Source organism: Pseudomonas cyclaminis (genome assembly GCF_015163715.1).
Lineage (GTDB): Bacteria > Pseudomonadota > Gammaproteobacteria > Pseudomonadales > Pseudomonadaceae > Aquipseudomonas > Aquipseudomonas cyclaminis.
The window spans coordinates 13,407-39,294 of sequence record NZ_JADDUM010000078.1; the positions used below are offsets into that span (position 1 = coordinate 13,407).

General features: G+C 61.5%; 21 protein-coding genes and 2 pseudogenes. 2 read left to right on the forward strand and 21 right to left on the reverse strand.

Annotated features, from left to right (window positions below; translation table 11 throughout):
* Window positions 1-145: 145 nt before the first annotated feature.
* Window positions 146-1,954 carry a lipid A export permease/ATP-binding protein MsbA gene (msbA, locus tag IQK56_RS11590; protein ID WP_099583710.1) on the reverse strand — a complete coding sequence of 603 codons (1,809 nt, stop codon included), beginning with the start codon at window positions 1,952-1,954 and terminating at the stop codon, window positions 146-148.
* A 9-nt stretch (window positions 1,955-1,963) separates the two neighbouring features.
* Window positions 1,964-3,142, reverse strand: coding sequence for an O-antigen ligase family protein (locus IQK56_RS11595; protein WP_193862114.1), 1,179 nt, complete (start codon window positions 3,140-3,142; stop codon window positions 1,964-1,966).
* A gap of 148 nt (window positions 3,143-3,290) precedes the next feature.
* Between IQK56_RS11595 and IQK56_RS11600 the strand changes: the two genes are divergently transcribed.
* Complete coding sequence (locus IQK56_RS11600; protein ID WP_183140469.1) at window positions 3,291-3,857, forward strand: BUD32 family EKC/KEOPS complex subunit; 567 nt, start codon at window positions 3,291-3,293, stop codon at window positions 3,855-3,857.
* Here the strand turns inward: IQK56_RS11600 and IQK56_RS11605 are convergent.
* The 7 genes from IQK56_RS11605 to IQK56_RS11635 form a co-directional block, all read right to left on the reverse strand.
* Window positions 3,846-4,943, reverse strand: a complete 1,098-nt coding sequence (locus IQK56_RS11605) for a glycosyltransferase (protein ID WP_193862113.1) — start codon at window positions 4,941-4,943, stop codon at window positions 3,846-3,848. The genes IQK56_RS11600 and IQK56_RS11605 overlap by 12 nt on opposite strands.
* Before the next feature lie 47 nt (window positions 4,944-4,990).
* Window positions 4,991-5,947, reverse strand: a complete 957-nt coding sequence (locus tag IQK56_RS11610) for a glycosyltransferase family protein (protein WP_122306268.1) — start codon at window positions 5,945-5,947, stop codon at window positions 4,991-4,993.
* Window positions 5,948-5,958: 11 nt separating this feature from the next.
* Window positions 5,959-7,356, reverse strand: coding sequence for a PIG-L deacetylase family protein (locus tag IQK56_RS11615; protein ID WP_122306267.1), 1,398 nt, complete (start codon window positions 7,354-7,356; stop codon window positions 5,959-5,961).
* Complete coding sequence (locus tag IQK56_RS11620) at window positions 7,353-8,249, reverse strand: antimicrobial resistance protein Mig-14 (protein ID WP_150674898.1); 897 nt, start codon at window positions 8,247-8,249, stop codon at window positions 7,353-7,355. The genes IQK56_RS11615 and IQK56_RS11620 overlap by 4 nt, the downstream gene beginning before the upstream one ends.
* A complete protein-coding gene (locus IQK56_RS11625) occupies window positions 8,249-9,379 on the reverse strand; it encodes a glycosyltransferase (protein WP_193901704.1) in 1,131 nt (376 codons plus the stop codon). The genes IQK56_RS11620 and IQK56_RS11625 overlap by 1 nt, the downstream gene beginning before the upstream one ends.
* A complete protein-coding gene (locus IQK56_RS11630) occupies window positions 9,363-11,120 on the reverse strand; it encodes a carbamoyltransferase family protein (protein WP_099583718.1) in 1,758 nt (585 codons plus the stop codon). The genes IQK56_RS11625 and IQK56_RS11630 overlap by 17 nt, the downstream gene beginning before the upstream one ends.
* Window positions 11,121-11,253: 133 nt before the next feature.
* Window positions 11,254-11,589 (reverse strand): YceK/YidQ family lipoprotein, encoded by a 336-nt coding sequence (locus IQK56_RS11635; protein ID WP_193861796.1) that lies wholly within the window; start codon window positions 11,587-11,589, stop codon window positions 11,254-11,256.
* Between the two features lie 257 nt (window positions 11,590-11,846).
* Here IQK56_RS11635 and IQK56_RS11640 point away from each other — a divergent pair, with 257 nt between their 5' ends.
* Window positions 11,847-13,232, forward strand: a complete 1,386-nt coding sequence (locus tag IQK56_RS11640) for a surface-adhesin E family protein (protein ID WP_193861797.1) — start codon at window positions 11,847-11,849, stop codon at window positions 13,230-13,232.
* A 6-nt stretch (window positions 13,233-13,238) separates the two neighbouring features.
* Here the strand turns inward: IQK56_RS11640 and IQK56_RS11645 are convergent.
* The 12 genes and pseudogenes from IQK56_RS11645 to waaF form a co-directional block, all read right to left on the reverse strand.
* Window positions 13,239-14,164, reverse strand: a pseudogene (locus IQK56_RS11645) (ABC transporter permease).
* Complete coding sequence (locus IQK56_RS11650; protein WP_122306261.1) at window positions 14,161-15,111, reverse strand: ABC transporter permease; 951 nt, start codon at window positions 15,109-15,111, stop codon at window positions 14,161-14,163. The pseudogene IQK56_RS11645 and the gene IQK56_RS11650 overlap by 4 nt, the downstream one beginning before the upstream one ends.
* A complete protein-coding gene (locus IQK56_RS11655) occupies window positions 15,104-16,627 on the reverse strand; it encodes a sugar ABC transporter ATP-binding protein (RefSeq protein ID WP_193861798.1) in 1,524 nt (507 codons plus the stop codon). Before IQK56_RS11655 ends, IQK56_RS11650 begins: the two co-directional genes overlap by 8 nt.
* Window positions 16,627-17,613, reverse strand: coding sequence for a sugar ABC transporter substrate-binding protein (locus IQK56_RS11660; RefSeq protein ID WP_193861799.1), 987 nt, complete (start codon window positions 17,611-17,613; stop codon window positions 16,627-16,629). The genes IQK56_RS11655 and IQK56_RS11660 overlap by 1 nt, the downstream gene beginning before the upstream one ends.
* 310 nt (window positions 17,614-17,923) lie before the next feature.
* Window positions 17,924-18,802, reverse strand: coding sequence for a DUF3800 domain-containing protein (locus IQK56_RS11665; RefSeq protein ID WP_150674892.1), 879 nt, complete (start codon window positions 18,800-18,802; stop codon window positions 17,924-17,926).
* Window positions 18,803-18,874: 72 nt separating this feature from the next.
* Window positions 18,875-20,333: pseudogene (locus tag IQK56_RS11670) on the reverse strand (lipopolysaccharide kinase InaA family protein).
* Window positions 20,333-21,085, reverse strand: a complete 753-nt coding sequence (locus IQK56_RS11675) for a lipopolysaccharide kinase InaA family protein (RefSeq protein ID WP_150760875.1) — start codon at window positions 21,083-21,085, stop codon at window positions 20,333-20,335. Before IQK56_RS11675 ends, IQK56_RS11670 begins: the two are co-directional and overlap by 1 nt.
* Window positions 21,082-21,816, reverse strand: a complete 735-nt coding sequence (locus IQK56_RS11680) for a lipopolysaccharide kinase InaA family protein (protein WP_099583726.1) — start codon at window positions 21,814-21,816, stop codon at window positions 21,082-21,084. The genes IQK56_RS11675 and IQK56_RS11680 overlap by 4 nt, the downstream gene beginning before the upstream one ends.
* Entirely contained in the window at window positions 21,816-22,622 is an 807-nt protein-coding gene (gene rfaP, locus IQK56_RS11685) for a lipopolysaccharide core heptose(I) kinase RfaP (RefSeq protein WP_122306256.1), read from the reverse strand. The genes IQK56_RS11680 and rfaP overlap by 1 nt, the downstream gene beginning before the upstream one ends.
* Window positions 22,619-23,743, reverse strand: a complete 1,125-nt coding sequence (locus IQK56_RS11690; protein ID WP_193861800.1) for a glycosyltransferase family 4 protein — start codon at window positions 23,741-23,743, stop codon at window positions 22,619-22,621. Before IQK56_RS11690 ends, rfaP begins: the two co-directional genes overlap by 4 nt.
* A complete protein-coding gene (waaC, locus tag IQK56_RS11695) occupies window positions 23,743-24,804 on the reverse strand; it encodes a lipopolysaccharide heptosyltransferase I (protein WP_150674889.1) in 1,062 nt (353 codons plus the stop codon). The genes IQK56_RS11690 and waaC overlap by 1 nt, the downstream gene beginning before the upstream one ends.
* A 1-nt stretch (window position 24,805) precedes the next feature.
* Entirely contained in the window at window positions 24,806-25,840 is a 1,035-nt protein-coding gene (gene waaF, locus IQK56_RS11700; RefSeq protein WP_150760873.1) for a lipopolysaccharide heptosyltransferase II, read from the reverse strand.
* Window positions 25,841-25,888 lie beyond the last annotated feature (48 nt).

Sequence of the window (25,888 nt, forward strand, 5' to 3'; positions counted from 1 at the left end):
CCACGCAAGAAGGTTAGCCCTCTCGTTCGTCATTCGAATCGAGAAGGCCAACATAACAAACGACAGGCAGCGAATTATTTGGCTTTGGTCAAGCCCTGTAAGGGTCTTGATACAAACAGCGGGGCGCATTGCGCGCCCCGTTGGTTCAGGTGATGTTGTTCGCGACCGGCTCGTCCAGCCCCATGGCGTGCAGGCGCGAGTAATAGCCGCCCTTGGCCAGCAGTTCGACATGCGTACCACGCTCGACAATTTCGCCGTGATCCATTACCAGAATCAGGTCGGCCTTTTCGATGGTGGACAAACGGTGTGCGATCACCAGGGTGGTGCGGCCTTTCATGACCTTGTCCAGTGCGGCTTGGATATGCCGCTCGGACTCGGTATCCAGCGCCGAGGTCGCTTCATCCAGGATCAGCAGCGGGGCATTTTTCAGCAGGGCCCGGGCGATCGCCAGGCGCTGGCGCTGACCACCGGAGAGCAGCACGCCGTTTTCACCGACTTCGGTGTCCAGGCCTTTGGGCAGCTCCGCGATGAAGTCCATGGCGTAGGCATCGGCCGCTGCTTTTTCGATGTCGGCACGCGGCGCGTCGGCCAGGTCGCCGTAGGCGATGTTATTGGCCACGGTATCGTTGAACAGGGTCACATGCTGGGTAACCTGGGCCACATGGCGGCGCAGGTTGCGCAGGCGATAGTCTTCGATCTCGACTTCGTCCAGCAGGATTTCCCCGGTTTCATGATGGTAGAAACGCGGAATCAGGGCGGCCAGCGTCGACTTGCCGCTGCCTGAGCGTCCGACCAGGGCGATCATCTGTCCAGGGGCTGCGCTGAAGCTGATGTTCTTGAGCACTTCGCGCTCGGTGCCGGGGTAAGTGAAGCTCAGGTTGCGCACGTCCAGGCGACCGCTGACGCGATCACGCTCCACGGTACCGCCGTCGACTTCAGGCACTTCATCCAGTTGTTCGAAGATGCTTTCTGCACCGGCCACACCTTTCTGGATCGTCGAGCTGACTTCCGACAGCTGGCGGATCGGCTTGGGCAGCAGGCCCGCCGCCGTGATGTAGGCCACCAGGTCACCTGCCGTCGCCTCACCGCGCAACAGCAGCACCAGGAACATCAACGCGGCCATGGCCGTGTAGATCACCAGTTGCAGCATCGGCGTGTAGACCGCACCGGTCTTGTTCATGCTCAGCTGCTTGTCGGTGTTGCCCTGGCTGGCGGCGGCAAAGCGGCGCTGCTCGTAGTCTTCGCCGCCGAAGCTGCGCACCACGCGGTAACCCTGGATGGTCTCGGAGGCAACGTGGGTCACGTCGCCCATCGCCACCTGGATCTTCTTGCTCTGCTTGCGGAATTTCTTGCTGGTGCTGCCGACCATGATTGCAATCAGCGGCAGGATTGCCAGCATCACCAGGGTCAGTTTCCAGTTCATCCACAAGAGATAGCCGAACAGGAACACCACCGTCAGGCCTTCGCGGATCACGACCTTGATCGCATCCGTGGCCGCGCCGGTGACCATGGTCACGTTGAAGGTGATGCGGGAAATCAGGTGCCCCGAGTTATGGGTGTCGAAGTAGCGGTTAGGCAGCACCAACAGCTTGTTGAACAACTGGACCCGCAGGTCATGCACCAGCCCCAGGGACACCTTGGCCAGGTAGTAGTTACCCAGGAAAGAGCCGAGGCCTTGCCACGCGGCGATCAGGATGATCAGCAGCGGCACGGCCATCAGCAACTTCAGGTCCTTGAAAAACGGGACCTTGGGCAAAAACACCACATCGGGATTGCTCAAGCCATCCACGAAGTACTTGAGGATCCCGGCGAGCATTGGCTGGGTCGAAGCAAAGATCACGAAGCCCACGATACTCAGCAGGAACATGCCGAGGTACGGTTTCACATAGCCCAGCAGCCGGAAATAGATTTTCAGGCTGGATTCCTGGTCCGCTTTGGGCGGTGCGTCACTCATGTGTCGAGCTCACTGATTGGGTAGGACGCGAACTTTATCACACGCGTCGGGTTTGGCCCGAGCCCAGACCAAAACACTGGCCAGCGCAATCGGCAGCCAGGAAATGAACCACTCGGCACGCGGCGTACCTGTCAGGCTGGCGGCATCGAACTGCATGGCCAGGAACGAAAACACCCACATGCCGATGACGCCCTTGCCGTAGAGGGTGTCGCGGGCCTTCCAGGCTTGCCACAGCACGCCGAACCACAGGCCACACCACAGCAGCAGGCCCGGCAGGCCCAACTCGATGCTCACATGGGTGAACAGGTTATGGGAGTGGTCAAAAAAGAGGTCATCGGCAAATATCTTGTAGTTGCCGCCCAGCCCGAGGCCAGTCCAAGGGTGCTCGCTGATCATTTGCACGGCCGCCATGAAGATCTGCGGGCGGTAAGACACGCCACGGGCCAGCATGAGCGATTGCATCGCGAAGAACACCGCCAGGGCCGCCAGGACTGCGCCAATGGCAATCACGGCGCTACGCCGGTCACGGCACCAGGCAGGCATCGCCACCACTGTCAGCAGCAACGCCAGCGCGGCGCCACGGCTTTGGCTCAACACCACGAACAACCCGAGGAACCCAACGGCCAGCACCCAACCCACTTGCATCCAGCGCCCCCGGGGAGCCCAGTGCAACAGCCAGACGGCCGCCAAGCCGATCACGTAGGCGCCCAGGATGGGGTGGGACAATTGGCCCAAGCCGGCCAGACGCGCCGTCCAGCTATTATGCTCAATGCCATAGAACTTGATGATTGCAAGCAGCGACGACAATGCCAGTCCGAAGCCCCCCCATTGCATCACGCGAATGACGCGCTCGGGCTGACCACACGCAAACACCGGGAAAAACAGCAGGAATACGCCGATATACAGCAGGCGCTTGGCCTCGCGGGACGGGTCTTCGGCGTTGGTCCACAACAGGCTGATCGCGCCCCAGACAGCAAGCGCGGCAATCATCAGGCAGATCCAGCGCTGTTCGTGCCAGACCTCCTTGAGACGCTCACGCGCCCCCCAGGCAAACACCATCGCCGGCAACCACAGGAACAGCGTCAAGCCTTGTTGATAGATCTTATTGGTCGGCGCGAAGGCAACTGCCAGCAAAAACCAAAGTAACCCGAAAATCATCCATACCTGCGCCCAACGACTTGCTTGCATCACCCGCTCCTGAATACGTTCAACCCGCCAACCCGGCATGGTTAAAACCCAAAACTTTCGGCATTATTACCGACCACTGTGCCCGCGACTCCCACAAGGCTTTCCGACGATGCAATGTTCAAGGCTCCCCCAGGCCGATTTAACCGCGATGATTGAAGGTGCCAAAATCCTGGAGAAGGACAGCTACGGCCCCAAAGTCTACCTGCTGACCGACGGGAACATCCTCAAACTGTTTCGCCGCAAACGCCTGTTCTCCTCTGCGTTGTTTCGCCCGTACTCCAAGCGGTTTATCGACAATGTGGCGCAACTGCAGCAGCGTGGCATCCCCACCTTGAGCGTACTCGCGTTCTTTCAACTGACGGCGCCCGGCATGACTGCCGTGCTGTACCGCCCGTTGCCGGGTGAGACGCTGCGCCAGATCTCCAACCGCGAAGGCTTTGAGTGGCAGGCGAACCTCGACCCGCTGGTGGCCCTTATTCGTCGCCTGCATGACGCGGGCATTTATTTCCGTTCGTTACACCTGGGCAATATTGTCGTGACGCCCGACAATGAAATGGGCCTGATCGACGTGGCCGATATGCGCTTCCTGCGCGCTCCGTTGAACCCGGAACTGGCTCGGCGCAACCTGCAACATTTCGCACGCTATATTGCGCGTGAGAACCTGAACGAACGCTTTCCAATGCAAGCACTGGAGAACGCCCTGCTAGCGGCATGAAAACAGCCGTCGAGTGGTTTCAGTGAAATCACTCCAGGCTTTCTCCGGCGCCAGCGCCCGCGATTGAGCCTCGACGATCTCCTCACCGGAACTCGCGAACGCACGGGTCAGGAGGCCACTCCAGGACGCGGGATCGGCTGCAGGCGCGTACCAACCGCAATCCCCCAACTGCTCGCGGAACACCGCCAGCTCGCTGGTCAACACGGGCACGCCGGCCATCACCGACTCTTGCAGGATCAGCCCCAAGCCCTCTTCCGTCGAAGGAATGGCCACCCAGTCAAACGCCCGGTACAGGCTCGCCGCCTCAGGCAGATGCCCTGGCAAGGACACTTTGTCGCGCACGCCAAGCGCCTCGATACGCGCCTCAAGCCCAGGTCTCGCGGGGCCTTCGCCGATAATCACCAGGCGCGCATCCGGCTGATCAGCCGTCGCAGTGGCAAAGGCGTCCAACAAACAGGCAAACCCCTTGCCATCGACCAGTCGACCGACCGCACCTATCGCCGGCGCGGCCTCCAACGACAGGCCCAGGCGGGAGCGAGCCTGTTCACGGGAAAGCACCGCAGCACGAAAAACCACAGGGTCGAAAGCACTGCGCAGCACAACCACAGGTCGCTTGAGGTCACGCTCCAGCGAACCGGCGAGGGTCTGCGACACTGCCGTCACCGTGAGTTGCGACGCAGGGAACGAGTCGAACAACTGTTGATCCGCACTGCGTAAACGCGTGACACCATGAAATATCACCACGGCGCGCACATGCGGCAAGCGCTTGAGCACGGGCAGGAACACACGGGCGACGCCGATCCCGTCAAGGAGCACCACCTGGACATCGTCGGGCAAGGCCTTGCGAAAGCGCGCATGCATCCACGGCATCAACCACTTCCACAGGTGCCGGCCCTTGAGCTTTGCAGAAGACAGGTTCCACTCCACAGCACGCTCGACCAGGCCATCGCTGCCGGCCGCACTGCCCTGAAGCAGCCAGTGGTGAACGGGAGCGCCGCTGTCGGTATGGGACAGTATCTGCTGGTGCACCTTCTGCACCGAGGCAAATGCAGAACCACCGGCCCACATGATGTTGAGAATGCTCATCGAAAAAACCTTATGCGGCGTGGGTGTGGCTCTTTGTACTTTGCGGATCAAACACCGAGTGTCAGGCGCAACCGCTCCAGCCAGTTCAACGGCGCACGAGGCCGCAGGGGTGGCTGGAGCACTTCGACAATACGCTGGCCGATGCGCGCAAAGCTGAACTGGCTGACGGCAAGGTCTTGCCCATTGCGCGCAATCTCTGCTGCCAGTTGCGGGTCGGCGCGCAGCTGCGAGAGCTTTTCCTGCAACTGTGGAATGTCCTTGTAGAACACCACATTGACCATGTCCTTGAAACCAAGGGCTTCGTTTTCCGCAGCCCCTTGGTCAAACGCCAGCAGCACACAGCCACAGGCCATGGCCTCGAAGTTCTTGATCATGTACTCGCCCATGCCCACATCGGCACTGACGAAAAAACGAATCCGGTTAAGCGTCGCGCAGTATTCCTCACCGGATTTGGTGCGCGTGACCACCAGCGGCTCAACGCGGGCCAACTCATCAAGCAGCGCCTTGCGGCCACTATAGGCCACGCTGTTGGTGCTGCCGACAAACGCCAGCTCGATGTCGCGCTCCAGACCCTGGTGCTGCAACAGCGCCTGGTCGTAGCCTTTGGGCACGAACACCGCATCAAAGCCTTCGGCGCGCAGGCGCTCGGCCACGCTGTAGCCGGAGCTGATCACCCGCGCCCACGGCAAGCGGCGGTAGTGCGCACTGAACTTGCCGGTGTATTTGCAGGGAATGTAGTTCTGGTAGGCGTCGTGTTCGAGGATCACCAGGTTCGGGATCGTACGGATAAACCCGGCCTGGCGGATTTCCTGCTTGAAGCGCAGGAAAAACACGATGCGGTCATAGCGGGTCACGTCGACTTCGCGCTTGAAGTAACCGCGCAGGTTGCGCTGCTCATCGCTGCTCAGCCAGCGGGTATCACACTCGCAGTGCTCGGCAATGCCTTCGTACAAGCGATCCAGAATCGCACGCTGTTCTTTCTGTACCAGAAACAAAACTTTCATGACCTTTCCTTTCACAAACGCCAGAACAACTCATGCCGTCGTACGGCCTTGCGGAAAAACTCGTTCTCGCCATAAGGCGACCGCGCACGGCCCGCCAGCACCCGCTGGAGCCAGCGGCGTACCCGACGCTTGAACGGCGGCGCGGGTTGCAGGTCATGCATCATGCCAAGCGCCATGGCTTTGTCGCGCTGCTGCGCCAACGACAGCGGCAAGCTACAGGGGCGCAGCTCAAGCGTGTCGTCGAACAGCGGCGGCAAGGCAATCCCGGCGCCCGCGTCACCCATGGGCCAGCGGTCGTTGTCATGCAGATGGTTGGCGTAGCCCAGGATGATGGTCGGCTGCCATTCCAAGCCTTGCAACGCCTCGACCACCGCTTGCTGCGCGCAGATATGGTCTGGGTGAGGGTCGAGTACCGGATGCGGCAACACGATCACTTCGGGACGCGCCGTCAGCAGCAACTGGCGCAGGTCGGCCAACAGGTTGTTCCAGGTCGGCAGGCCGTCGGCATCCGCCGGTAACGGGAACGGATTGAACTGGCGAAACAGGCGGATATCCGACAGCTGCGCTTCGCGCGAAGCCACTGGCTGATCAGGCGTCGTGCGCATCGCCGGCAATTGCAGGCAGAAGTAGCCCAACTGCACGCAATGGGCCTGCGGCACACCGGCCCAAAGCGGCACGGCAATGCTGTCCCAGGCGCGCAGGCGGCCTTTGATGCGCGAGGCTTCGACCGAATCCAGGCCCATTTGCTGGTAATGCTCGGCTTCGATTTCACCGGCGGTGAGGGTTACGATCCACGGTTTTTCAGCCTGGCTGTATAAGCCAAAAGCAGCCAGCTCGGCATCATCGGCATGGGGCGCGATGACCATCACCCGCTGTTCTGAATAATCCGGATCGACCCAGGCCCACAAGCGGGGCGCGCCGTGCAAGGTGCAAAAACGCCCGCGCAAACGCAACTCACCTGTCGCCAGGGCCGGCGCCAGCCCACTGAGGTTGAGATAACGAACCCCGTTCACACCACGCTCGAAAACCTGTCGATCAGCGCTGTCAGCGCCCGAAATCTCAATTCCCGGATCCAGAAAACGCCCCAACCAACTGCTCTTGACCTTGATGGCCAACATCAATGTCGCATCGGCCTGCAGGGGTGAATCAACCCGCAGTTGCCCGCCGTCGAGGCGAACTCCCGCCACTTCGGCATCCGCCGAGAACCGGTATTGATAGTCTTCGCCGGGAGCATAAAACAGATGGTCGGCAAACCAGGCCTCATGGGCGACCCAGGCCAGCACGCCGAGTAACAACGGCAACCACCAGGCGACCCAGACGCCGATCACCACCAGCAGCAACAGGCCGATCAGCAGGGCAACCCGCTTGTTGCGCCGATGACGCTTGAGCAATTGCTGTTTGCGGGTCATACGGTCAGCACCGGCACGGGGTTGCACCAACGGTCCTTGTACTCGCGGTCGGCACGCCCGAAGGAAAAGCGCAGCGGCTTGCCGACTTCTCGTGCCTGCTCCCAGGCGCTCTGGGTGTTGAGGAAACTCAGGACGCTGCCCGGGCTGAACGCACGGGTCTCAGGGTCGACACCACCGTTGACGTATTCCACGCTGATCCACTCGGGCGACTCGACCCGGTACACCAACTGGACCGCGATGGGCGCATCGTTAAGGAAAATCACCGAGCCGATCAGCCACTCGCGCAGCAGCTCGATCACTTCAGCCATGCGCTCGGCACCGGTGGCGACAAACCCCCAGCGGCGCAGGAACAGATCGCAGTAGATCGCGGCCAATTCCTGGCTGGAAAACTCACTGACCGGGCGCACGATGCCACCCGCCTCTTCGAGCAAACGCAGTTCGCGGCGCTGGTTGTAGCGGAATTTCTTCGACAGGTCTTCCGGGGTGCGGGCCATGGCCAACTGCTCGGCCTGAGGCTTGAGGCCGCTGAAACGGCCTTCGTTCAGGGCCGACAGGTAGCGTGCGCGGTGGCGCAGCGGCGCCTGGGCATTCGCGGCGGCTGGCAGGATCAATTCGGCGTTACCCAGATCAAACAGGCCTTTCTTGCCCTGTTGCTTGAGTACGTCCTTGGACAACGCCAGGTCGCGGCCCCAGGTGGCGATGCACGCCTGCGTTTCACCGCCCTGCTCCCAGGCCAGGTAGCGCACCGGAATATCGGCCAGCCCGGCCAGGCGCTCGATCACTTGGGGATGGGTCGCGACGCTGCCGCCAAAACGTTGCCAGGCATCGCTATAGGCAGGCGCGTCGACGACGGACCAGCCTCGCTCGCGCCAGCCTTGGAATCGATTGAGCATCAAGCCCCCGCGGTCAGTTCAATAACGTGCGGCAATTGCCAGAAGGTATCGCGTACCGCCTGATCCGAGAAACGCGTGCGCAGGCGTTCCAGCATCATGTCGGCGCACTGCCGTTGCTGGTGGTGATCCATCGAGGCCAAGTGGCGCAACCCCTGGGCGAGGTGTTCGGCGTCGCCAAAGGGAAACAGGATACCGACGCCTTCGACCACTTCCTTCGCGCCGCCACAGGCCGTGGCCAGCAACGGTACACCGGCCGCCATGGCTTCCAGCAACACCATGCCGAACGGTTCGTGATCGGAGCTCAGGGCAAACACGTCGAACGCACGGAAATACCGGCGTGCATCCGGCACCTGGCCAAGAAACAGCACCTGCCCGGCAATCCCCAGTTCGTGTGCCAACTCCTTGAGGCTTTGCTCCAGGCGGCCGCTGCCGAGAATCGCCAAACGGCTCTGGGCCGGCAAGTGCGGCAACGCCAGGGCAAAGCCCTTGAGCAGCGTGGCCTGGTCTTTGTCCGCGTGCAGGCGGCCGACATTGCCGACCACCCATTCATCCGGCGACAAGCCCAAGGCATCGCGTGCCTCATCGGCCGGCACCTGAATGGCCTGCAACGCGTCGACATCAATACGGTTGTACAAGGTCTGGATACGCGCTGCGGGCCAGCCCGGCAGGCAGCGGCGCATGTCATCACGCACCGCGTCGGAAACCCCCAGCAGGCTCAGGCGCTTGCGGAAGAACCCGGCGAACAGTGTGCGGCTTTGACGCTGATAATCACCAAAGGCGTGATGCACGCCGATTACCGGCAGCCGCGTACCGAGCAAGGCGATGTAGATCGGCTTGAAGCGGTGAGCGATACAAAAGCTGAAGTTGCGCGACGCGGCGATCTTGCGCAGCTCACGGATGGCACCCAGCTTCAGGCCGCGAACGGCCCTGGAGCTGAATTCCATGAACAACACTTCGTCCGACGCACACTCGGCAGCCACCTGCGGATCGGCGACCCCGGTGAGAAACACCGTGGTCACTTTATAGCCGGAGCCAGCGAACAGGCTCGCGTACTGCCGCGCGCAATCCAGGAACGGCCCGTAATAGCCGTGGCAGAACTGCAGGACGTGGCGATCAGCCGAGCGCGTCATAAGGGTCCACGCCGTCTTTGACGACCAGGATGTCTTCCATGATCAGGTATTGCAGGTCGGAGCCGAAGAACATGTCCAGCGCGTCCTTCGGCGAGCAGATCATCGCTTCGCCACGACGGTTGAGCGAGGTGTTCAGGGACACGCCGTTGCCGGTCAGCACTTCGAGCTCTTTCATCATGTCGTAGTAGCGCGGGTTGTATTCGCGCTTGAGCACCTGGGCGCGGGAGGTGCCATCTTCATGGACCACTTCCGGCACGCGGGTTTTCCACTCTTCCGAGACTTCAAACGTAAAGGTCATGAACGGCGCCGGGTGATCGACCTTGATCATCTGCGGGGCCACGGTGTCGAGCATCGACGGGCAGAAAGGCCTCCAGCGCTCGCGGAACTTGATCTGGTGGTTGATACGGTCAGCCACGCCGGTAGCACTTGGGCAACCGATGATCGAACGACCGCCCAACGCACGCGGGCCAAACTCCATGCGGCCCTGGAACCAGGCAACCGGGTTGCCGTCGACCATGATCTTGGCGATGCGCTGGGGCATGTTGTCGATCTTGCGCCAGACCGGCTTGCTCTCGTGCTTGGCGCACGCGGCAATCACGTCTTCGTTGCTGTAGGACGGGCCGAGGTAGACGTGTTCCATCTTCTCCACCGGCACACCGCGGGCGTGGGACACGTAGGCCGCCGCGCCCACCGCCGTACCGGCATCGCCGGACGCCGGCTGCACGAACAGCTCTTTCACGTCGTCGCGGGCAATGATTTTCTGGTTCAGCTTGACGTTCAGTGCACAGCCGCCGGCGAAGGCCAGCTTGCCGGTGTCCTTGAGGATGTCGCCCAGGTAATGGTCGATCATCTGCAAGGCCAGTTTCTCGAACAGCGCTTGCATGCTCGCGGCGTAGTGGATGTACGGCTCGTCGGCGATGTCGCCTTCGCGCTTGGGACCCAGCCACTCGATCAGTTTCGGCGAGAAGTAGAAGCCCTTGCCCTTCTCTTTATACCGGCGCAGGCCGATGACGTTGGCATAGTCGGTATTGATCACCAACTCGCCGTTCTCAAAGGAGGCCAGGCGCGAAAAGTCGTATTTGCTGGCATCGCCGTACGGCGCCATGCCCATGACCTTGAACTCACCGTCGAGCATCTCGAAACCGAGGAACTCGGTGATCGCGCCATACAGGCCGCCGAGGGAGTCCGGGTCGTAGAATTCCTTGATCTTGTGGATCTTGCCGTTTTCGCCGTAGCCGAAGAACGTGGTGGCGTATTCACCCTTGCCGTCGATCCCGAGGATCGCGGTTTTTTCTTGAAAACCGGAGCAGTGGTAAGCGCTGGAAGCGTGGGCCAGGTGGTGTTCAACCGGTTCGATCTTGATTTTCTTCGGATCGAAGCCCAGTTGCTCCAGGCACCAGACGATCTTGTTGCGATAGCGCTTGTAGCGACGGTTGCCCATCAGGATCGCGTCAAGTGCGCGGTCCGGGGCGTACCAGTAACGCTTGGCATAGTGCCAGCGTGCCTCACCGAACAGGCTGATCGGGGCGAACGGAATCGCTACCACGTCAACGTCGGAAGGCTTGATACCGGCCTGTTCCAGGCAGAACTTCGCCGATTCGTAGGGCATGCGGTTCTTTGCATGTTTGTCGCGTACGAAGCGCTCTTCTTCGGCGGCCGCGATCAGCTTGCCGTCGATATACAAGGCTGCGGAAGGATCATGGCTAAGGGCGCCGGACAGGCCAAGAATCGTCAATGCCACAGGGGTCTAGCCTCTTTTAGTCTGCATGCAGGCGGGTGGCGCCTGAAAAAAGTGTGCTTCCTGCCTGGGCAGGAAACAGCTAAAGGGCGGGATTATAGCGTAAAAGCAGTAGGAAGCTGTTAGCGGCGAGCGGTTAGCGGACCTCGATACTGCCGTCGACACTTTGCCGGTAGATCGTGTAGGGCAGGATAAGCGTATCGAGAACACCGGAGACCGGCGCATCGAGAACGGCCCAGGGAATCCCGTTCAACGAAAGCCCGCCTGCGGAATTCGGCGGCCCATGGAGGACGCACAGGTCGTAGGCCACGCCGCTGTATACACGCGGAACAGTCTGGCAATAGGTTTTCTTCTCCTTAAGGTCCCTCACGGTGACGCCATCGTCACGAAAAACCGTGTTCACCGTACCGCAACCGCCCATGATCAAAGGTACTCCCACCAACACCAGCAGCCGCACGATAAGGTTGCGCATATTTATTCGTCTTTTCTTGGTTGAATGCAGGGACCGAAAACCTAGCATCACGAAACCAGCGACTCAGGTGTCCAGGGTCGATGCATAGCGTAGGAAGCTTCCGGTTCCGACCTGCAGTAAGGAACTCGGCAGAACAAGAGGCTATGCCGGCGCCGGCTCGGCTTACCCGTTCTAACCAGTACGCCGCCCTCAAGAAGCACAGGGTTCAGCCGAAAACGGTTGATCATCATGAATCCCTTTGTCCGCAAGGAACGCCCATGAAACGCATCGCGGTTGTCATCGCCCTCGGCTTGCTCAGTGGTTGCAGCCTTCAAGCCATGAGGAACGGGGCCAAGGCCGAGCCGGCGTTTGCCGAAGTGCTCAAGCAACCCCCACTGGCCGATTCGATCCTGCGCGATGGCGACAAACTCAGCTACCAGGTTCAGGTAACACCGCGCAAAGGCTCCAGCGTGCCGGACATCGCACAGGTCCGCGCATCGTGCGCCGCACCGGAAGCCAGCCTGCTGTTCCTGGAGTCCCCAGGTACCTTGGCCGCCAACGGCCAGCCCACGCGCTTTAACGTGATGCGTGACCTGACGCCAGTCGTGATCGCCAATCTCAAACAGAACACCGGATTTATCGACGCCTGCGCCCACACGCCACGCGCAGACTGGCGGGTGATCAGCGGCACAGGGACTCAACGGCAGTTGCTGATCGACCGCGCCAGCGTAAAGCGCACGGGTGATAGCGTGAAGTTCTGGGGAGCCGTTGATGAGCCATTCATCCTCACCAACAAACTCAAGAAGGTGCACTACGCCCAAACACGCATGCTTTTGCAGACCGATTGCAGCCGCCAGACCTACCGCCCCCTGGCAACGTTCGGCCTGAATCAGAACAACGTGGTCACTTTCGGCAATATCGAAACCGCGCCTCAGGACGCGCCCTTCAGCTCGGCCGAAGCCAATACCCAGGCCTTGCTCAAGGCGGCCTGCGCACCACCGCTCGAACAGCTGCCGGTTGCGACTGCCCGCACCAAGGCCCGGGAAATACTGACCCCCGCGCCACTATCGGCAGACGTGGTGAGCGCAATCAACGCACTGGGCATGCCCACTCCCGCCAAGTCCTTGCGCCATCTGGTGGAAAAGAGCGAAAGCTCGACCACCCTGCTGCACGACCTGTTTATCGAGCCGAACGATGATAGCGGCCAGTTACACATCCGCAACGTCTCCAATTACTCAACCTCTGTCACCACATCCTTGCGAGGCCTTTTCAACCTGACCTACCAGTCTCAATTTGAATGGGAGGGGCTGTCCCGCTCAGCCGCCAGCCACGTTCAACAACTGAGTTTCAGCGGCGACTGGAAACAGATGCCGGTCGGTGCAACGCTAGGGTTCAGCTTCAAAGACCTCAACCGCGATACCGCCGAAGACGACCGGGTACTCTGGCGCACCTATACCTGCTTGGTGGCGCGTGAACTCTCGGCCAGCAAAATCAACGCGGCCCTGAGTGGCAACGCCACGGAACTGAATTGCACGGTGATTGGCGAGAGGTACAACGCCACCAGCACCGAGGTGTACTTGCAAGATTACGGGTACTTCTTCACCCGCCAGAGTGTGGTCAACGGTGACTATAAAACCCGCACCACCCTGGTAAAGGCTGAATAGCGCCGGCTAGTTGCGCTCCAACATTCGCCGGCTGGCAAAACTGAAGCTCAACACGATAAAGATCAGCACCCCAGTCGCCACCTGCTGCCAGTAGAAGTTCCAGCCGATCAACAGCAGGCCGTTGGCGATCACGTTGATAAACAGCACGCCCAGCAGTGTCCCGGGAATATTTGCCCGGCCCTGCCGGCTCAAGGTCGTGCCGATAAATACCGCGCCAATCGCGTTGAGCAAAAACGCGTTACCCGACAGCGGCACATAAGCGCTGACTGTCGAGCTGAGCAACACGCCCGCCACCCCACAGGCCAGGGCGGTAGCCAGGGCCACGACGCTGACGATGCGCCGCACCGACAACCCCGAGTAATACGCCAGCAGCGGCTGGGTGCCCTGGGCCAGTAACTCGCGCCCAGGCGTCCGCGCGCCAGGGCCAGGCCGTAGAACAGCGCCAGCCCCAATACGATCAGCAGCGGTGTCAGCCCCGTGAACTCAGGCTTCAAGCCTTGGCTGATATAGATCGGCTGGCCGCCGTCCGAAAGCAGTTGCTGGGCGCTGGTGCCGATAAACAAAGTGCCCAGGGTGGCCAGGAACGGGCTGATCCGCAGCCCGGCAATCAGGCCGGCATTTACCAGCCCCACCAGCAACGCCGCCGCCAGCGCGCCGGTGCCGGCCACCGCCCAGCCATGGCCGCCATTGAGCAGCACCACAAAGCTGAGACTGGCGAAATCCAGCGCCGTGCCCACCGACAGGTCGATACCACCGGCCGCCACCGCGTAGGTCATGCCGATGGCGACAATCGCCAGCAGCACGAAGTTGTTCAACACCAGACTTTGCAGGTTGCCCGCACTGAGGAAGCCCGGAGCTTGCAGCGCAAACACCACGACAATCAGCGTGAATACCAGTGGCAATGTCAGCGGCAACAATGCGCGTGCGTTCATGCCGTCGCCCCTCGGTTCAATGCACTGGACGCCGCAACGACCAGCAAGATCAACACGCCCTGTACACCATTGACCCAGAAGCTGGAGAGGTTAAGCAGTTGAAAGCCATTAATCAGAAAACCGATCAACAGCGCCGCCAGCAAAGTCCCCGGAATGCTCGCCACCAGCCTGCGGGAAAACACCACGCCGAGGAAGGCGATCGCTACCACCGACAGCAGCATGTCGCCAGAACCTGTGGTGCTGCCGCTGAAGAACGCAGCCGAACACAACGCAGCTACGGCGGCGCACAGACCAGACAGCCCATAGCTCGACAGCACGTAGCCGGACACGCCAAGGCCAGCCGCTTCTGCCGCCTGGGGGTATTCGCCCACCGCATGCAGGCGCAGCCCATAGACCGAGTGCTGGATCAGCAACGTCAGTACACCCGCGGCCAAAAGGAGCACCCAGGCCAGGGCCGGCACGCCCAACCAGGCGCCACCACTGAGCAGGTCCAGTAACGGCGAGTCCGTGGAGACCACCGTATTTTCCGTCAGCACCAACTCCAGCCCGGCCAGCACGTTCATGCTCGCCAGGGTCGCCAGCAACGGCGGCAAACGCAGCGCCACCACGGCCAGCCCATTGAGCAAGCCAACCGCCAGGCCGCAGCCCAGGGTCAGCAGCAACGTCAACCAGAGATCCAGGCCGGCATTATTGAGGCGGCTGAACACCGCCGCGCACAAGCCCAGGTTGGCCGCCAGCGACAGGTCCAACCCGCCGGCCACCACGTTAGAACCGCCGCCGATAATCACGCAGGTGAGCCCGAAGGCCAGCACGCCGAGAATCGCCGACTGGCTGAACACGTTGGCCAGATTGCCCACCGACAAAAAGTTCGGCGCAGCCACGGCAAACCCCAGCAGGATCGCCACAAACACCCCCACCGAACCACGTCGCAGTATTGCTTCAAGCATGCTCGACCTCCCGCACCTGCGCAGCGGCGGCCGGCACCGCGCCGGTGGCACACGCCAGCAACTGGTCGCTGTCGGCCTCGCCCGCCCGAAACTCTCCGGCAATCTCACCGCGATGCAGCACCAGGATCCGGTCACTGATCCCCAACAACTCCGGCAAATCCGAAGACAACACCAGCACCGCCGCACCCTCTTCCACCAAGCGCCCGATCAAGCGATAGATCTCCACCTTGGCCCCCACATCCACCCCCACGCAGGGTTCGTCCAACAGGTACACCGACGAGCGGCGGCTCAGCCATTTACCCAGGGCGACCTTCTGCTGGTTGCCGCCACTGAGCTGGCTGACGGCCGCTTGGGGCCCTGGCGCCTTGATTGCCAATTCGTCGATCAGCCGCAGGCTTTGCACCTGTTCCTTGCGGCGGCTCAACAAGCCCCAGCGGCTGAACCGCCCGAGCCCCGCCAGCGTCAGGTTTTCCAGCACCGAAAGTACTGGCGAAATCCCCTGGCTGCGCCGCTCTTCCGGCACCAGCGCAATGCCCTCGGCAATCGCCTGGCCCGGCGAACGCAGGCGCAGTAAGCGTCCATCCAGATGCACACTGCCGCTGTCGGCACGCTCGACACCGAAGAGTGTCTTGAACAACTCTTTGGCTCCCGAGCCGACCAGCCCAGTCAGGCCAACGATTTCTCCGCGTCGCACTTCCAGGTCGATTTGCCGATAGCGCCGCGCCAGGCTCAACCCGCGTACCTGCAACAACGGCGCCCCCAGTGCAACCTTGGCTTTGGGGTACATCTCCTGCACCTCGCGGTTAACCATCAGCCGTGCGATCTCGGCACTGGACGTATGCCGTGGTTGCACCACCGCCACGTCCCGGCCATTGCGCAGCACCGTGACTTCATCGCAGAGGCTGTCGATTTCCTGCAGGTAGTGGGAGATGTACAGGATGGACAAACCCTGGTCGCGCAGGCGTTTGACGATGCGCAGCAACTGGTCGACTTCGCGCTTGACCAGCGCCACGCTGGGCTCGTCGAACACCAGGATCTTGGGTTGGCGAATCAGCGCCCGAGTGATTTGCAGCACCTGGCGTTCGGCACTGCTCAGTTCACTCACCAGCGCGCCGGCGGGCAATTGCAGATCAAAATATTCCGCCAGCAAGCGCTCGGCCTCACGTCGCTGGCGGCGTCGATCCACAAAGGGCCCGCGCCGCAATTCATGCCCGAAAAACAGCGCCTCGCCCACGGTAAAACTGGCGGGCAACAGCCGTTCCTGATGAATGAACTGCACACCCAGCGCATCCACCTGGCGCGGTGACAACGCGGCGTACGACTGACCGTCGATACTCACCTGCCCCGCGTCCGCCTTGTGGATACCGGCCAGGATCTTGATCAAGGTCGACTTGCCCGCGCCGTTCTCGCCCACCAGCCCATGGATGCTGCCGCGCTCGACCTTGAGGCTCGCATCATCCAGCGCTTGGGTTGCGCCAAAGCGCTTGCGCAGGTGTTGCAGGTGCAAGGCGGCCATCAGTCACCCCGCAGTTGTTGAACCTGCGCCAGGTTGCCGGCGGTGGTCAGCAAGGTGGCCACATGGGTTTCCTTGGGCAGATCACGTTGCCCGGCCAGGTAGCGCGCCACATTCTGCACGGCCGTCTTGCCGATCAGCGCCGGTTGCTGCGCCACCACCGCACCCACTGGCGAGTTCGCCTGACTGAGCAGCGCCAGGACTTCGGGGGTACCATCGACGCCGTAGGTCTTGATCTCAGTGCGCTTGGCATCGATCAACGCCTTGCTCGCGCCCAGTTGCGGAATATCCCAGGCCGACCAGATCGCCGAAACACTGCCCTGCGGGTATTTGTTGAGCAACGCCGACACCTGGGAGTAGGCGTCCTGCACGGTATTGGGGATTACGTCACGCAGCTCGGGCTGGATGATTTCCAGCTGTGGGTAGTCCTTGAGCGCCAGCTTCAACTGGTCATAACGAATCGCACACACCGGCACACCATAGAAACCATTGAACACCAGGATCTTGCCCTTGCCGCCGGCGTCCTTGATCAGTTGATCAGCCAGGGCCTTGCCGGTGGCGACGTTGTCGGACGTGGTGTTGTTGAGGCTGTACTGCGACGGCGCATCGATGGTGAACAACGGAATCCCGGCCTTGCTGATGCGCTTGAGCCAGGGGTCGATCACGCTGAGGGTGCCGAGGGTCTGGATCACCGCATCGGGCTTCTGCGTGACCACGGTTTGCAGCTGGGTCACCAGATTCTTGTCATTGCGCCCGGCGTCGAGCGTGATCGGCGTACCGCCCAGGCGCTTGATCTCATCCACCTGGGCCTGGAACGCCTTGATATCGAAATAGTGACTGGTGCCAGTCATGCTTACCGCAATGCGCTTACCGGCCAGGGACGGCACGGCGTCATCGCCGTCGGCAGCCTGGACGACAGCGGCGTGGCCCAGCAGCACAGTGGCGCCGAGGCAGATCAGACGGGAAAGCGAGGAAAGGCTCAAAGGCATACAAGGCTCCGCGGGCGGCTGGTGAAAGGGTTCACCAGGAGGCGTTGCAGAGGCCGTGCCAGGATTTTTATCCTTTAAAACCAATAGGCTGAAAAATTTGAGTGAAAGCAGGCTGTCGCTCTCAGCCAAGAAATGTCCGATAGCTGTTGCTCAGGCAACAGCTATCGGCATTGAGCGTGTCAGTTGACTGAGCAGGATCATGGCCCGGCGACTACGCAGTTGCCCCGCGTTGACACTCAAAAATCGCAAGCATAGAATCTGCCGCAAATGGACTGGGGGATCCCGGTCGGCGTTATAGCCTCGGTGAGTTTCACCGGGGTTTTTCGCTTTCTACGGCAGGGAAAATTTTAAGCCCCCAGTTTTCAAACCCCTCGCCCACCCTGCTCCGCCCCCCGCTGCAATAAAACTTGCGCTTAAGCACGTCAAAAGCGCGATTTTCCTGGCCCGCCCGTAAAACGCTCATGCCGACGGGTCGGGCAACAAGGTCCGCAAGCTGCAACCCTGTCGAATTGACCTGCTTGGTCGCAAACACCACATCAAACGGCAAGCGGATCCCCAGACGATTGGCTCCGTCACACATCCGACGAAACTCCAACTCAAGCTCGTTATCTTCTTTACGACCCCGACGCTCGAAAATCACATGCGTCAACGCACTCTGCTGATTTTTCTCTTGTAAAAACTCGTAGAGCGTCTCGAGGCAGAAACCCAATGCCAGATGGTAAGGGTTGTGTATTGGACCTTGCTGCTCGCGAAGGGTGGCTTTATCAATCACACAACTGATCAAGACGAAATTGCTCGATTCGATGATGCTGGTCAGCTCTTCCAGGAAAAGATGCTTGTGCTGGCGAGAGGCGAACATGCTGGAGAACGCACCTTTTTCCTTGCGAATTTCCAGTTCATGCAAGCCTACAAGATCATGCCCCATATGATTGAACTTGAACTTCTGAAGCGCCGGGATGACCTTTTCACAATAGTGCCTCTTATGGAAAACACAGAAAGCCAAAACAAACATGGGGTAGTTGACATCGAGTGTCTGCATCCCGTGATCGCCGCTTTCATCCACATACACTATGAAATCACTGAACGGCCCGTTGGGTGGTGTCGCTGCCGCCACTTCTGCAGCGCACTCAGCTTCACTTTCACTTTCAAAGAGCAAGAACTGTGGGGAGCTTGGTTTTCCATCAGCCATGGGATGTTAAATCCTGGATATATACGCGTTTTTGGAGGCGTCCATCTGCGCGCATAGTGCCCTCCCGCTCAGCTACAGAGGGCCACCAGTCAGAATCTCTTTGGGCAGTCGCTGATCAATGAGCTTGTACAGCGCGCTTTCCTGCGGCCAGTTACGCATAAACCGCGCCCGATCCTTCGCGAATGCCGGGGCGAAGCTGGTGGCCGAGCTGTGTTGGCGCATGGCATCGAGGTCGATGAGGGCCCAGCGGTCTTCGTGCCAGAACAGGTTATGGCCCTTGAAATCGCCATGGCTGATGCGTTCGCGGATCAGCTCGGCAAACAAATGGTCCAGCGCCAGCAGCTCGTTTTCCGGTGCGTCACCTTGCTCGATGTAAGGCGCGAAGCGCTCGATGATGTCCGGGCCGGGCAAGTATTCGGTGATCAGGTAGGCACGGCTGCGCAGCCATAAAAAGCGCTTTTCCAACACCGCCAGTGGCTTTGGCGTAGCGATGCCGAGGAATGCCAGGCGGTTGCCTTCGCGCCAGGAATGCCAGGCGCGGCTCGGGCGCCAGAAGCGTTTGAGCCAGTGGGCAAAACCCTTGATGTTGTAGCGCTTGATCACCAGCGGGCGACCGGCCACTTCGACCTTGGCCACGCTTGCAGCCCCCCCCGGTCTTGTACAGGTGGCCCTGGTCGAGCAGCGCATCGGCCTGTTCCAGCACCGGCCGCATCGCAGGCTCTTCTTCGCGACGCATTGCGCGCAGGCCAAAGGCGCCTCGCTCCACGCTGAACAGCGTGCATTCGCGGCCGACCTTGTTCAAAAAGTCTTTCAAGCGCCAGGCGCTGACCTTGCGTACCTGTTTTTCCAGCGCTTGCAGTGGCAATGCGTGCTCGCCGTTGCCCAGCAGGTAGTACACCAGCAACTCTTCGGTAAACGGCTCAAGCTTTTTCGGCAACTGGGCGAAAAACACCCCGAGGTTTTCCAGCACGCGGTTACGTGACAACGGCTTGCCGGCCTCTTCGACGCGGATACCTGCGCCGTCGATCAAGTACAACTTGCCGTCCTTGCGCAGCAGGTTGTCAAGGTGCAGATCTTCCTGCCACAACCCTTTGGCGTGCATCTGCGCAATCGCGCCCAGTGCCTCGGCAAGCACGGCGGTTTGTTCGTCGGCCAACGGTGGCAGGCCTTCAACGGCATGCCAGGCATCGGCCAGGCTTTCGGCGCCTTCGATAAATTCGAACAACAGCCAGCCGCCCTCGCCTTCCTGCAGGCCATCGGCGAGCAACAGCGGTGTGGTCAGGCCCTGTTGGGCCAGCAGGCGTACGCCAGCCAGTTCACGCTGAAAGTGCCGAGCGGCCTTGCCGCCCACCAATAACTTGGCCAGCACCGGGCGCCCGCGCCACACTGCTGCGCCCACGTAACGTTCGCCAGGCAACACGCGCAACAGGCTCAGCAGTTGCAGTTGGCCAGGGCCGGCCGCATCCGCGAGGTCAAGGGTCAGGGGCAGGCTCGGTGTGCGGCCGGCGCTTTTCAGCTCGGACAGACGCATCAGCGGTTCTCCTTGTGGCTACGCCGGGCCGTCAGGCGTTGCAGCCAGGTGGCGACCAGGGCGCTGTCTTCAGACTGATCAAGGTACGCCGCCAACAGCTGGCGCACCTGCGCGTCCGACCACTGTGGTGCGCGGCGCAGCAACGGCTCCAGGTCCTTGACCCGATCACGCCAGCCGAACAGCAACGGGCGGGTTTTCTCCAGGTCGATCAACTGCGCGGCGTAACCGTCGCCGGTCGCCTGCAGGAAAATATGCTTGGGGTAAAAACAGCCATGCACCTGGCCGACGCTGTGCAACCGGCGCGCCAGTTGGCCGCACGCCAGCAGGATGGCTTGGTGCTGGGCGTCGCTCAGTTGCGGCCACTGCTCCAGCAATGAATCCAGGTCATTCCAGCCGTCGAGGGCACGGGTCAGCAGCATCGCACGGTGTTCACCGGCGACTTTGCGCTCGCCGTAAAAAGCCGCCTGTAATGCCGGGATACCCAGCGTGCGGTAACGGCTGATATTGCGAAATTCGCGGGAGAAACTCGGCTCGCCCAACGGTCGGTGCAAGCTGCGCGTGAGGTAGTTGCTCTGGCGCTTGAGGTAATACCCGTGGCCATCAAGCTCCAGGCGAAACACGCTGCTCCAGCCGCCACGGCTGGTGTTGGGCTCATCCACCGCGTCCAGTTGCTTGGCCCACAGCGCGTCGAATGTCGCGAGGCCGTGGCGCTCCAGCAAGGCACGGTCTTCAGCCGCCAGGAAATCACTCATTCGCGTCCCTCGAAAAACTTCACTACGTGGCGGATCCGCCGCTTGTCCGAATCGCTCAGGTGCCGGCACCCACGGTACTGCATGTAGAAACGCAGGCGCTGGGTGGCCGACAGGTGATACTTGGCCACCTTGTCGAGGCAGGCCAGGTCTTTGGTGATGCGGTACTTGAGCCAGAAACCACGCCAGAAATCGCCGTTGGGGCAGTCGATCAGGTACAGGGTCTGCTGGTCGTCGATCAGCAGGTTGCGCCATTTCAAATCGTTATGGGTAAAGCGCTGGTCGTGCATCGTGCGCGTGTACTCGGCCAGCTGGCGGCTGACGACATCGACCCACTTGGGGTCGCGCAGGCGCGCATCTTGACGCTCGGCCAGCACCGAAAGGTCTTCGGTATTGGGCAGCTCACGCGTGATCATCGCGCCACGGTCGTAGGCCAGGCCATTGCGCTCCAGGCCCCACGCGACCACATCGGCAGTGGGAATCCCCCACTTGGCGAAGCGCTTGAGGTTCTGCCATTCGGACTTGACCCGAGGTTTGCCCAGATAACGCCGCAGGCCCTTGCCGGCACCGGTGTAGCGCTTGACGTAGTAATTGACCCCACCGCGCTCTACCCGGATCACTTCCGACAACGGGTCGCGGGTCAGCCGCTCGCCTTGCAGGGCGAACACCGCTTCGAGGCTTCCAAAATCATCCGCCAGGGCGGCATAAGCAGGTTCCAGGTTCCAACCCGCCATCAGATCGCATCCCCGTAGCGTTGCTTGCGTGCGTAAAGCTTGTCGGCCTTGCGCTGCATCAGGCTCAGGGACGCCGATTGCTCGGTCAGGATCTGGCGCAGCGGCTGGCGAAAATAGCCCTTGAGGAAGCGCAACTTGTCGCGCCGGGTCAGGCCGATGTCCAACGCCGAGTAGTACAGTGCGGACAGGTCCTTGTCGCGCCAGCGCAGTGGCAGATGGGCACGCATCTGGGCGCGGTGCAGGTCGATCACCGAGAGCTTGATGTCGCATGGGTCGATCGGCTTGGACGTGTCCAGCAGGAAGTGGCACAGGTAACAGTCGCGATGGTTCACGCCGCCCCGGTGCATGTCGCCGACCATGCGCGCCAGCTCGGCGGTGAGCGCATGGCGCAAAGCCGGTGCAGGCGGTTCGGCGACCCAGTTGAGGGTTACGTCTTCGAGGCTGAGGGTCGGCGCCAGTTCTTCGGTGATGATGAACGAGTGCTGGTCCGCCGGATTACTGCCTTTTTCGCCGAAGGCCACGCCGGTCATGGTCGGTACGCCGATCTCCTGCAAGCGGTGGATGGCATCCCATTCCAGGCCCGCGCCCAGTACCGGCAGCTTGGCGGTGATCAGGTTCTTGAAGATTTCCGCCCAACCGATGCCCCGGTGGATTTTCACGAAATACGGCCGGCCATCTACCACCGTGCGCAACGTGCGACGCGCCGCCAGTTCACGGAATACCTGGCCTTCGAGCTTCTCGACTTCGGCGAAGGCATCACGCCCGGCCCATAACGTCTTGAACGGTTCGGCAAGAATCAACTTCATCGTTTTGGCTCCGCCAGAATCACATCCGCAGCGTGCTGCGGCATGCTGTAGAGGTCGGCCGTCTCGGCGAAGGCCAACCCATTGCGGCCCCAGGCCGCGCGCTGTGCAGAATCGGTCAACATCTGCGCCAGGTACTGGTTCAACTGCGCCTGTTCGAACGGCTCATCCAGCACCAGGCCACTGTCGGCTTCGCCGATGTAGTGGGCATAGCCACACACGGCAGAAACCAGCACCGGCAACCCGGCCACCACGGCTTCGAGCAACACGGTGCCGGTGTTTTCGTTGTACGCCGGATGGATCAGCAGGTCGGCGCCCAGCAGGAAGCGCGGAATATCGCTGCGGCCCTTGAGGAACTGCACATTGTCGCCCAGCCCCAAGGTAGCGCTTTGCAGTTGGAAGACTTTGGGGTCGTCCTGGCCGATTACAAACAGGCGCGTGCGCTTCTTCAGCTCAGACGGCAACGCGGCCAAGGCCTTGAGGCTGCGGTCGACGCCTTTGGTCTTGAAGCCGGAGCCGATCTGCACCAGCAACAGGTCGTCATCGCCGAGGTTGAATTCCTTGCGGAAACCTTCGCGGATTTCGGCCGCATTCGGCGGCGCGCGACGGTCCTGGGCAATCCCCGGCGGCAACAGGTGGAAGCGCTCCAGCGGGGTGTCGTAATGCTTGATGAACAGCGGCTGCTGCACTTCGGAGATCATCAGGACTTGCGTCTTGGCGTCCTTGGCAAACACCGCACGCTCGTACTCGGCGAAGTGCTTGTAACGGCCAAAGCTGCGGTACAGCGAATGACGCAGGTTTTGCGCCTTGTCTTCGAAGCAGCCGTCGGCGGCGTAGTAAACGTCCAGGCCGGGCATCTTGTTGAAACCGATCAGGCGGTCCACGGGGCGCTTGGCCAGATCGGCCTCCATCCACGCACTGAGCTTCTCGTTGCGCTTATGGTTGAAGAACGCCTTGACCGGCGCCACCAGCACTTCGAAGCCGGGCGGGATGTCGCCTTCCCAGATCAGCGTGTAGACCCGAATCTGATGGCCGCGCTGCTGGCACTCCAGGGCGATGCGCATGAAGTCGCGCTGCAGGCCACCGAAGGGGAAGTATTTGTACAGAACAAAAGCCAGTTGCATCAGTGCAGCTCCTCAGCCAATAACAACGTGCTCAGCCGGCTTGCCACACGCTCAGGGTTCAGGCGCGTGAAGCACAGGGGCGACTCGCGCTTGATGTCGAACCGACGCAGGTCGTCGGCCGTGGGTTGATAGGTACATTGCTTTTGCAGGCACGGGGCGCACGACCAGTCGCTGCCCAGGTGAATCTGGCCCTTGCCGTAGGCGCCGGTCAGGCCGGGGTTGGTGGGGCCGAACAGGGAAATGGTCGGCACGTCCAGCGCGGCAGCCAGGTGGCCGAGCCCCGTGTCCACCGCCACGCAGGCACGGGCGCCGGCCAAGACACGGGCGACGCCAGCCAGATTGAGTTTGGGCAGCACTTCGGCGTTGTTCAGGCCTTGGGCCAGACGCTCGGCGCGGGCTTTTTCGGCGGCGTTGCCCCACGGCAACTTCACGTCCACACCCAGGCGGCCCATGCGCTCGGCCAGCTCGCGCCAATAGGCTTCGGGCCAGTGCTTGGTGTCCCAGGTGGTGCCGTGCAGCAACAGCACGAAGGGTTTTTTCGGCGGCAGGCCGAGCAGCTTTTCGGTGCTCAGGCCGTAGTCGCCCAGGCCTTTGGGCAAGTCATAGCCCAGCGCCACGGCGAACAGCTGGCGCAGACGCTCCACCGCGTGTTGCCCGCGGGCCACAGCCAGACGGCGCGAGTAGAAGCGCGCCGCGATGGGTTCACGGGCAGAGTTCTTGTCGAAGCCTGCTACCGGCGCACGCACATAGCGGGTCAGCCAGGCACTTTTGAGCAGGCCTTGGGCGTCGATCACCAGGTCGTATTTGGTCGACTGGATCTGCTGCTTGAAACGCCGCCACTCACCACTCTTGAGGGTCTGCCAGAGGTTCTTGCGCCAGCGGCGGATCGCCACCGGGATCACCTTGTCCACCGCCGGGTGCCAGGTGGGGATCTCGGCAAAGCCTTCTTCCACCACCCAGTCGAATTGAATGCCGGGGATCGCCCGCGCCGCGTCGGTGAGTGCCGGCAGCGCATGAATCACGTCGCCCAGGGATGAGGTCTTGATTACCAGTACCCGCAACTCAGTGAACCTCGACCACAGTGCCCTGCAACCGCTGCAAAGCTTCGTTCACCGGCTGCGGCAGTAATTGGCGCATGCAGTTGTAGTGGCCGAAACGGCAGGTACGGTCAAAACACGGGCTGCACTCCAGGCCCAGGCGCACCACTTCGACCTTGTCGGCCAGGGGCGGGGTGAAACCCGGAGACGTCGAACCGTACACCGCCACCAACGGCCGGTTCAGCGCCGCCGCCACGTGCATCAGGCCGGAGTCGTTGGAAACCACCGAATCCGCGCAGGACAGCAGGTCAATCGCCTCGGCCAGCGACGTGTCGCCACTGAGGTTGACCGATTCTTCGCGCAGGCCGGGAATCAGGCGCTGGCGAATCTCTTCACCCACCGGGTGATCTTTTTTCGAACCGAACAACCACACCTGCCAGCCTTCGCGAATCTTCATCTCGGCGACTTTGGCGTAGTGCTCCGCCGGCCAGCGCTTGGACTCGCCAAACTCCGCGCCTGGACACAGCGCCAACACCGGACGATCCAGGGCCAGGCCGAACTTGGCCAGGGCCGCGTCACGGGTTACCGGGTCGATCTGCAGGCTCGGGCGCGGGTACGGCTTGGGCAACTCCGCGCCAGGCTCATACGCCAACGCCATGAAGCGTTCGATCATCAGCGGGTAGCGCGCTTTATCCAATGTGCGCACATCATTAAGCAGCACGTAGCGAAACTCGCCGCGCCAGCCGGTGCGCTTGGGGATGCCGGCAAAAAACGGCACCAGCGCCGACTTCAGCGAGTTGGGCAACAGGATCGCCTGGTCGTACTGGCCGGCCAGGGATTTGCCGATGCGACGACGGGTCGCCAGTTCCAGGGCGCCGTGGCCGAGCGGGAAGCTCAAGGCCTTGCGTACTTCGGGCATGCGCTCAAGGATCGGCCGGCTCCACTCAGGGGCGAGCACGTCGATCTGGCAGTCTGGATGGCGCTGGCGCAGGCACTGGAACAGTGTCTGTGCCATCACCATGTCACCGACCCAACTGGGCCCAACGATCAGAATATTCATGTAGTTTCCACAAACGATGCGGGGAGGCTTATGCCTCCCCGCCCTAAT

What these genes read in the sequence shown, in the direction of transcription:
- msbA (WP_099583710.1), bottom strand. Translation starts at nt 1,954, where the DNA reads ATGAGTGACGCACCGCCCAAAGCGGACCAGGAATCCAGCCTGAAAATC.
- IQK56_RS11595 (WP_193862114.1), bottom strand. Translation starts at nt 3,142, where the DNA reads ATGCAAGCAAGTCGTTGGGCGCAGGTATGGATGATTTTCGGGTTACTT.
- IQK56_RS11600 (WP_183140469.1), top strand. Translation starts at nt 3,291, where the DNA reads ATGATTGAAGGTGCCAAAATCCTGGAGAAGGACAGCTACGGCCCCAAA.
- IQK56_RS11605 (WP_193862113.1), bottom strand. Translation starts at nt 4,943, where the DNA reads ATGAGCATTCTCAACATCATGTGGGCCGGTGGTTCTGCATTTGCCTCG.
- IQK56_RS11610 (WP_122306268.1), bottom strand. Translation starts at nt 5,947, where the DNA reads ATGAAAGTTTTGTTTCTGGTACAGAAAGAACAGCGTGCGATTCTGGAT.
- IQK56_RS11615 (WP_122306267.1), bottom strand. Translation starts at nt 7,356, where the DNA reads ATGACCCGCAAACAGCAATTGCTCAAGCGTCATCGGCGCAACAAGCGG.
- IQK56_RS11620 (WP_150674898.1), bottom strand. Translation starts at nt 8,249, where the DNA reads ATGCTCAATCGATTCCAAGGCTGGCGCGAGCGAGGCTGGTCCGTCGTC.
- IQK56_RS11625 (WP_193901704.1), bottom strand. Translation starts at nt 9,379, where the DNA reads ATGACGCGCTCGGCTGATCGCCACGTCCTGCAGTTCTGCCACGGCTAT.
- IQK56_RS11635 (WP_193861796.1), bottom strand. Translation starts at nt 11,589, where the DNA reads ATGCGCAACCTTATCGTGCGGCTGCTGGTGTTGGTGGGAGTACCTTTG.
- IQK56_RS11640 (WP_193861797.1), top strand. Translation starts at nt 11,847, where the DNA reads ATGAAACGCATCGCGGTTGTCATCGCCCTCGGCTTGCTCAGTGGTTGC.
- IQK56_RS11650 (WP_122306261.1), bottom strand. Translation starts at nt 15,111, where the DNA reads ATGCTTGAAGCAATACTGCGACGTGGTTCGGTGGGGGTGTTTGTGGCG.
- IQK56_RS11655 (WP_193861798.1), bottom strand. Translation starts at nt 16,627, where the DNA reads ATGGCCGCCTTGCACCTGCAACACCTGCGCAAGCGCTTTGGCGCAACC.
- IQK56_RS11660 (WP_193861799.1), bottom strand. Translation starts at nt 17,613, where the DNA reads ATGCCTTTGAGCCTTTCCTCGCTTTCCCGTCTGATCTGCCTCGGCGCC.
- IQK56_RS11665 (WP_150674892.1), bottom strand. Translation starts at nt 18,802, where the DNA reads ATGGCTGATGGAAAACCAAGCTCCCCACAGTTCTTGCTCTTTGAAAGT.
- IQK56_RS11675 (WP_150760875.1), bottom strand. Translation starts at nt 21,085, where the DNA reads ATGAGTGATTTCCTGGCGGCTGAAGACCGTGCCTTGCTGGAGCGCCAC.
- IQK56_RS11680 (WP_099583726.1), bottom strand. Translation starts at nt 21,816, where the DNA reads ATGGCGGGTTGGAACCTGGAACCTGCTTATGCCGCCCTGGCGGATGAT.
- rfaP (WP_122306256.1), bottom strand. Translation starts at nt 22,622, where the DNA reads ATGAAGTTGATTCTTGCCGAACCGTTCAAGACGTTATGGGCCGGGCGT.
- IQK56_RS11690 (WP_193861800.1), bottom strand. Translation starts at nt 23,743, where the DNA reads ATGCAACTGGCTTTTGTTCTGTACAAATACTTCCCCTTCGGTGGCCTG.
- waaF (WP_150760873.1), bottom strand. Translation starts at nt 25,840, where the DNA reads ATGAATATTCTGATCGTTGGGCCCAGTTGGGTCGGTGACATGGTGATG.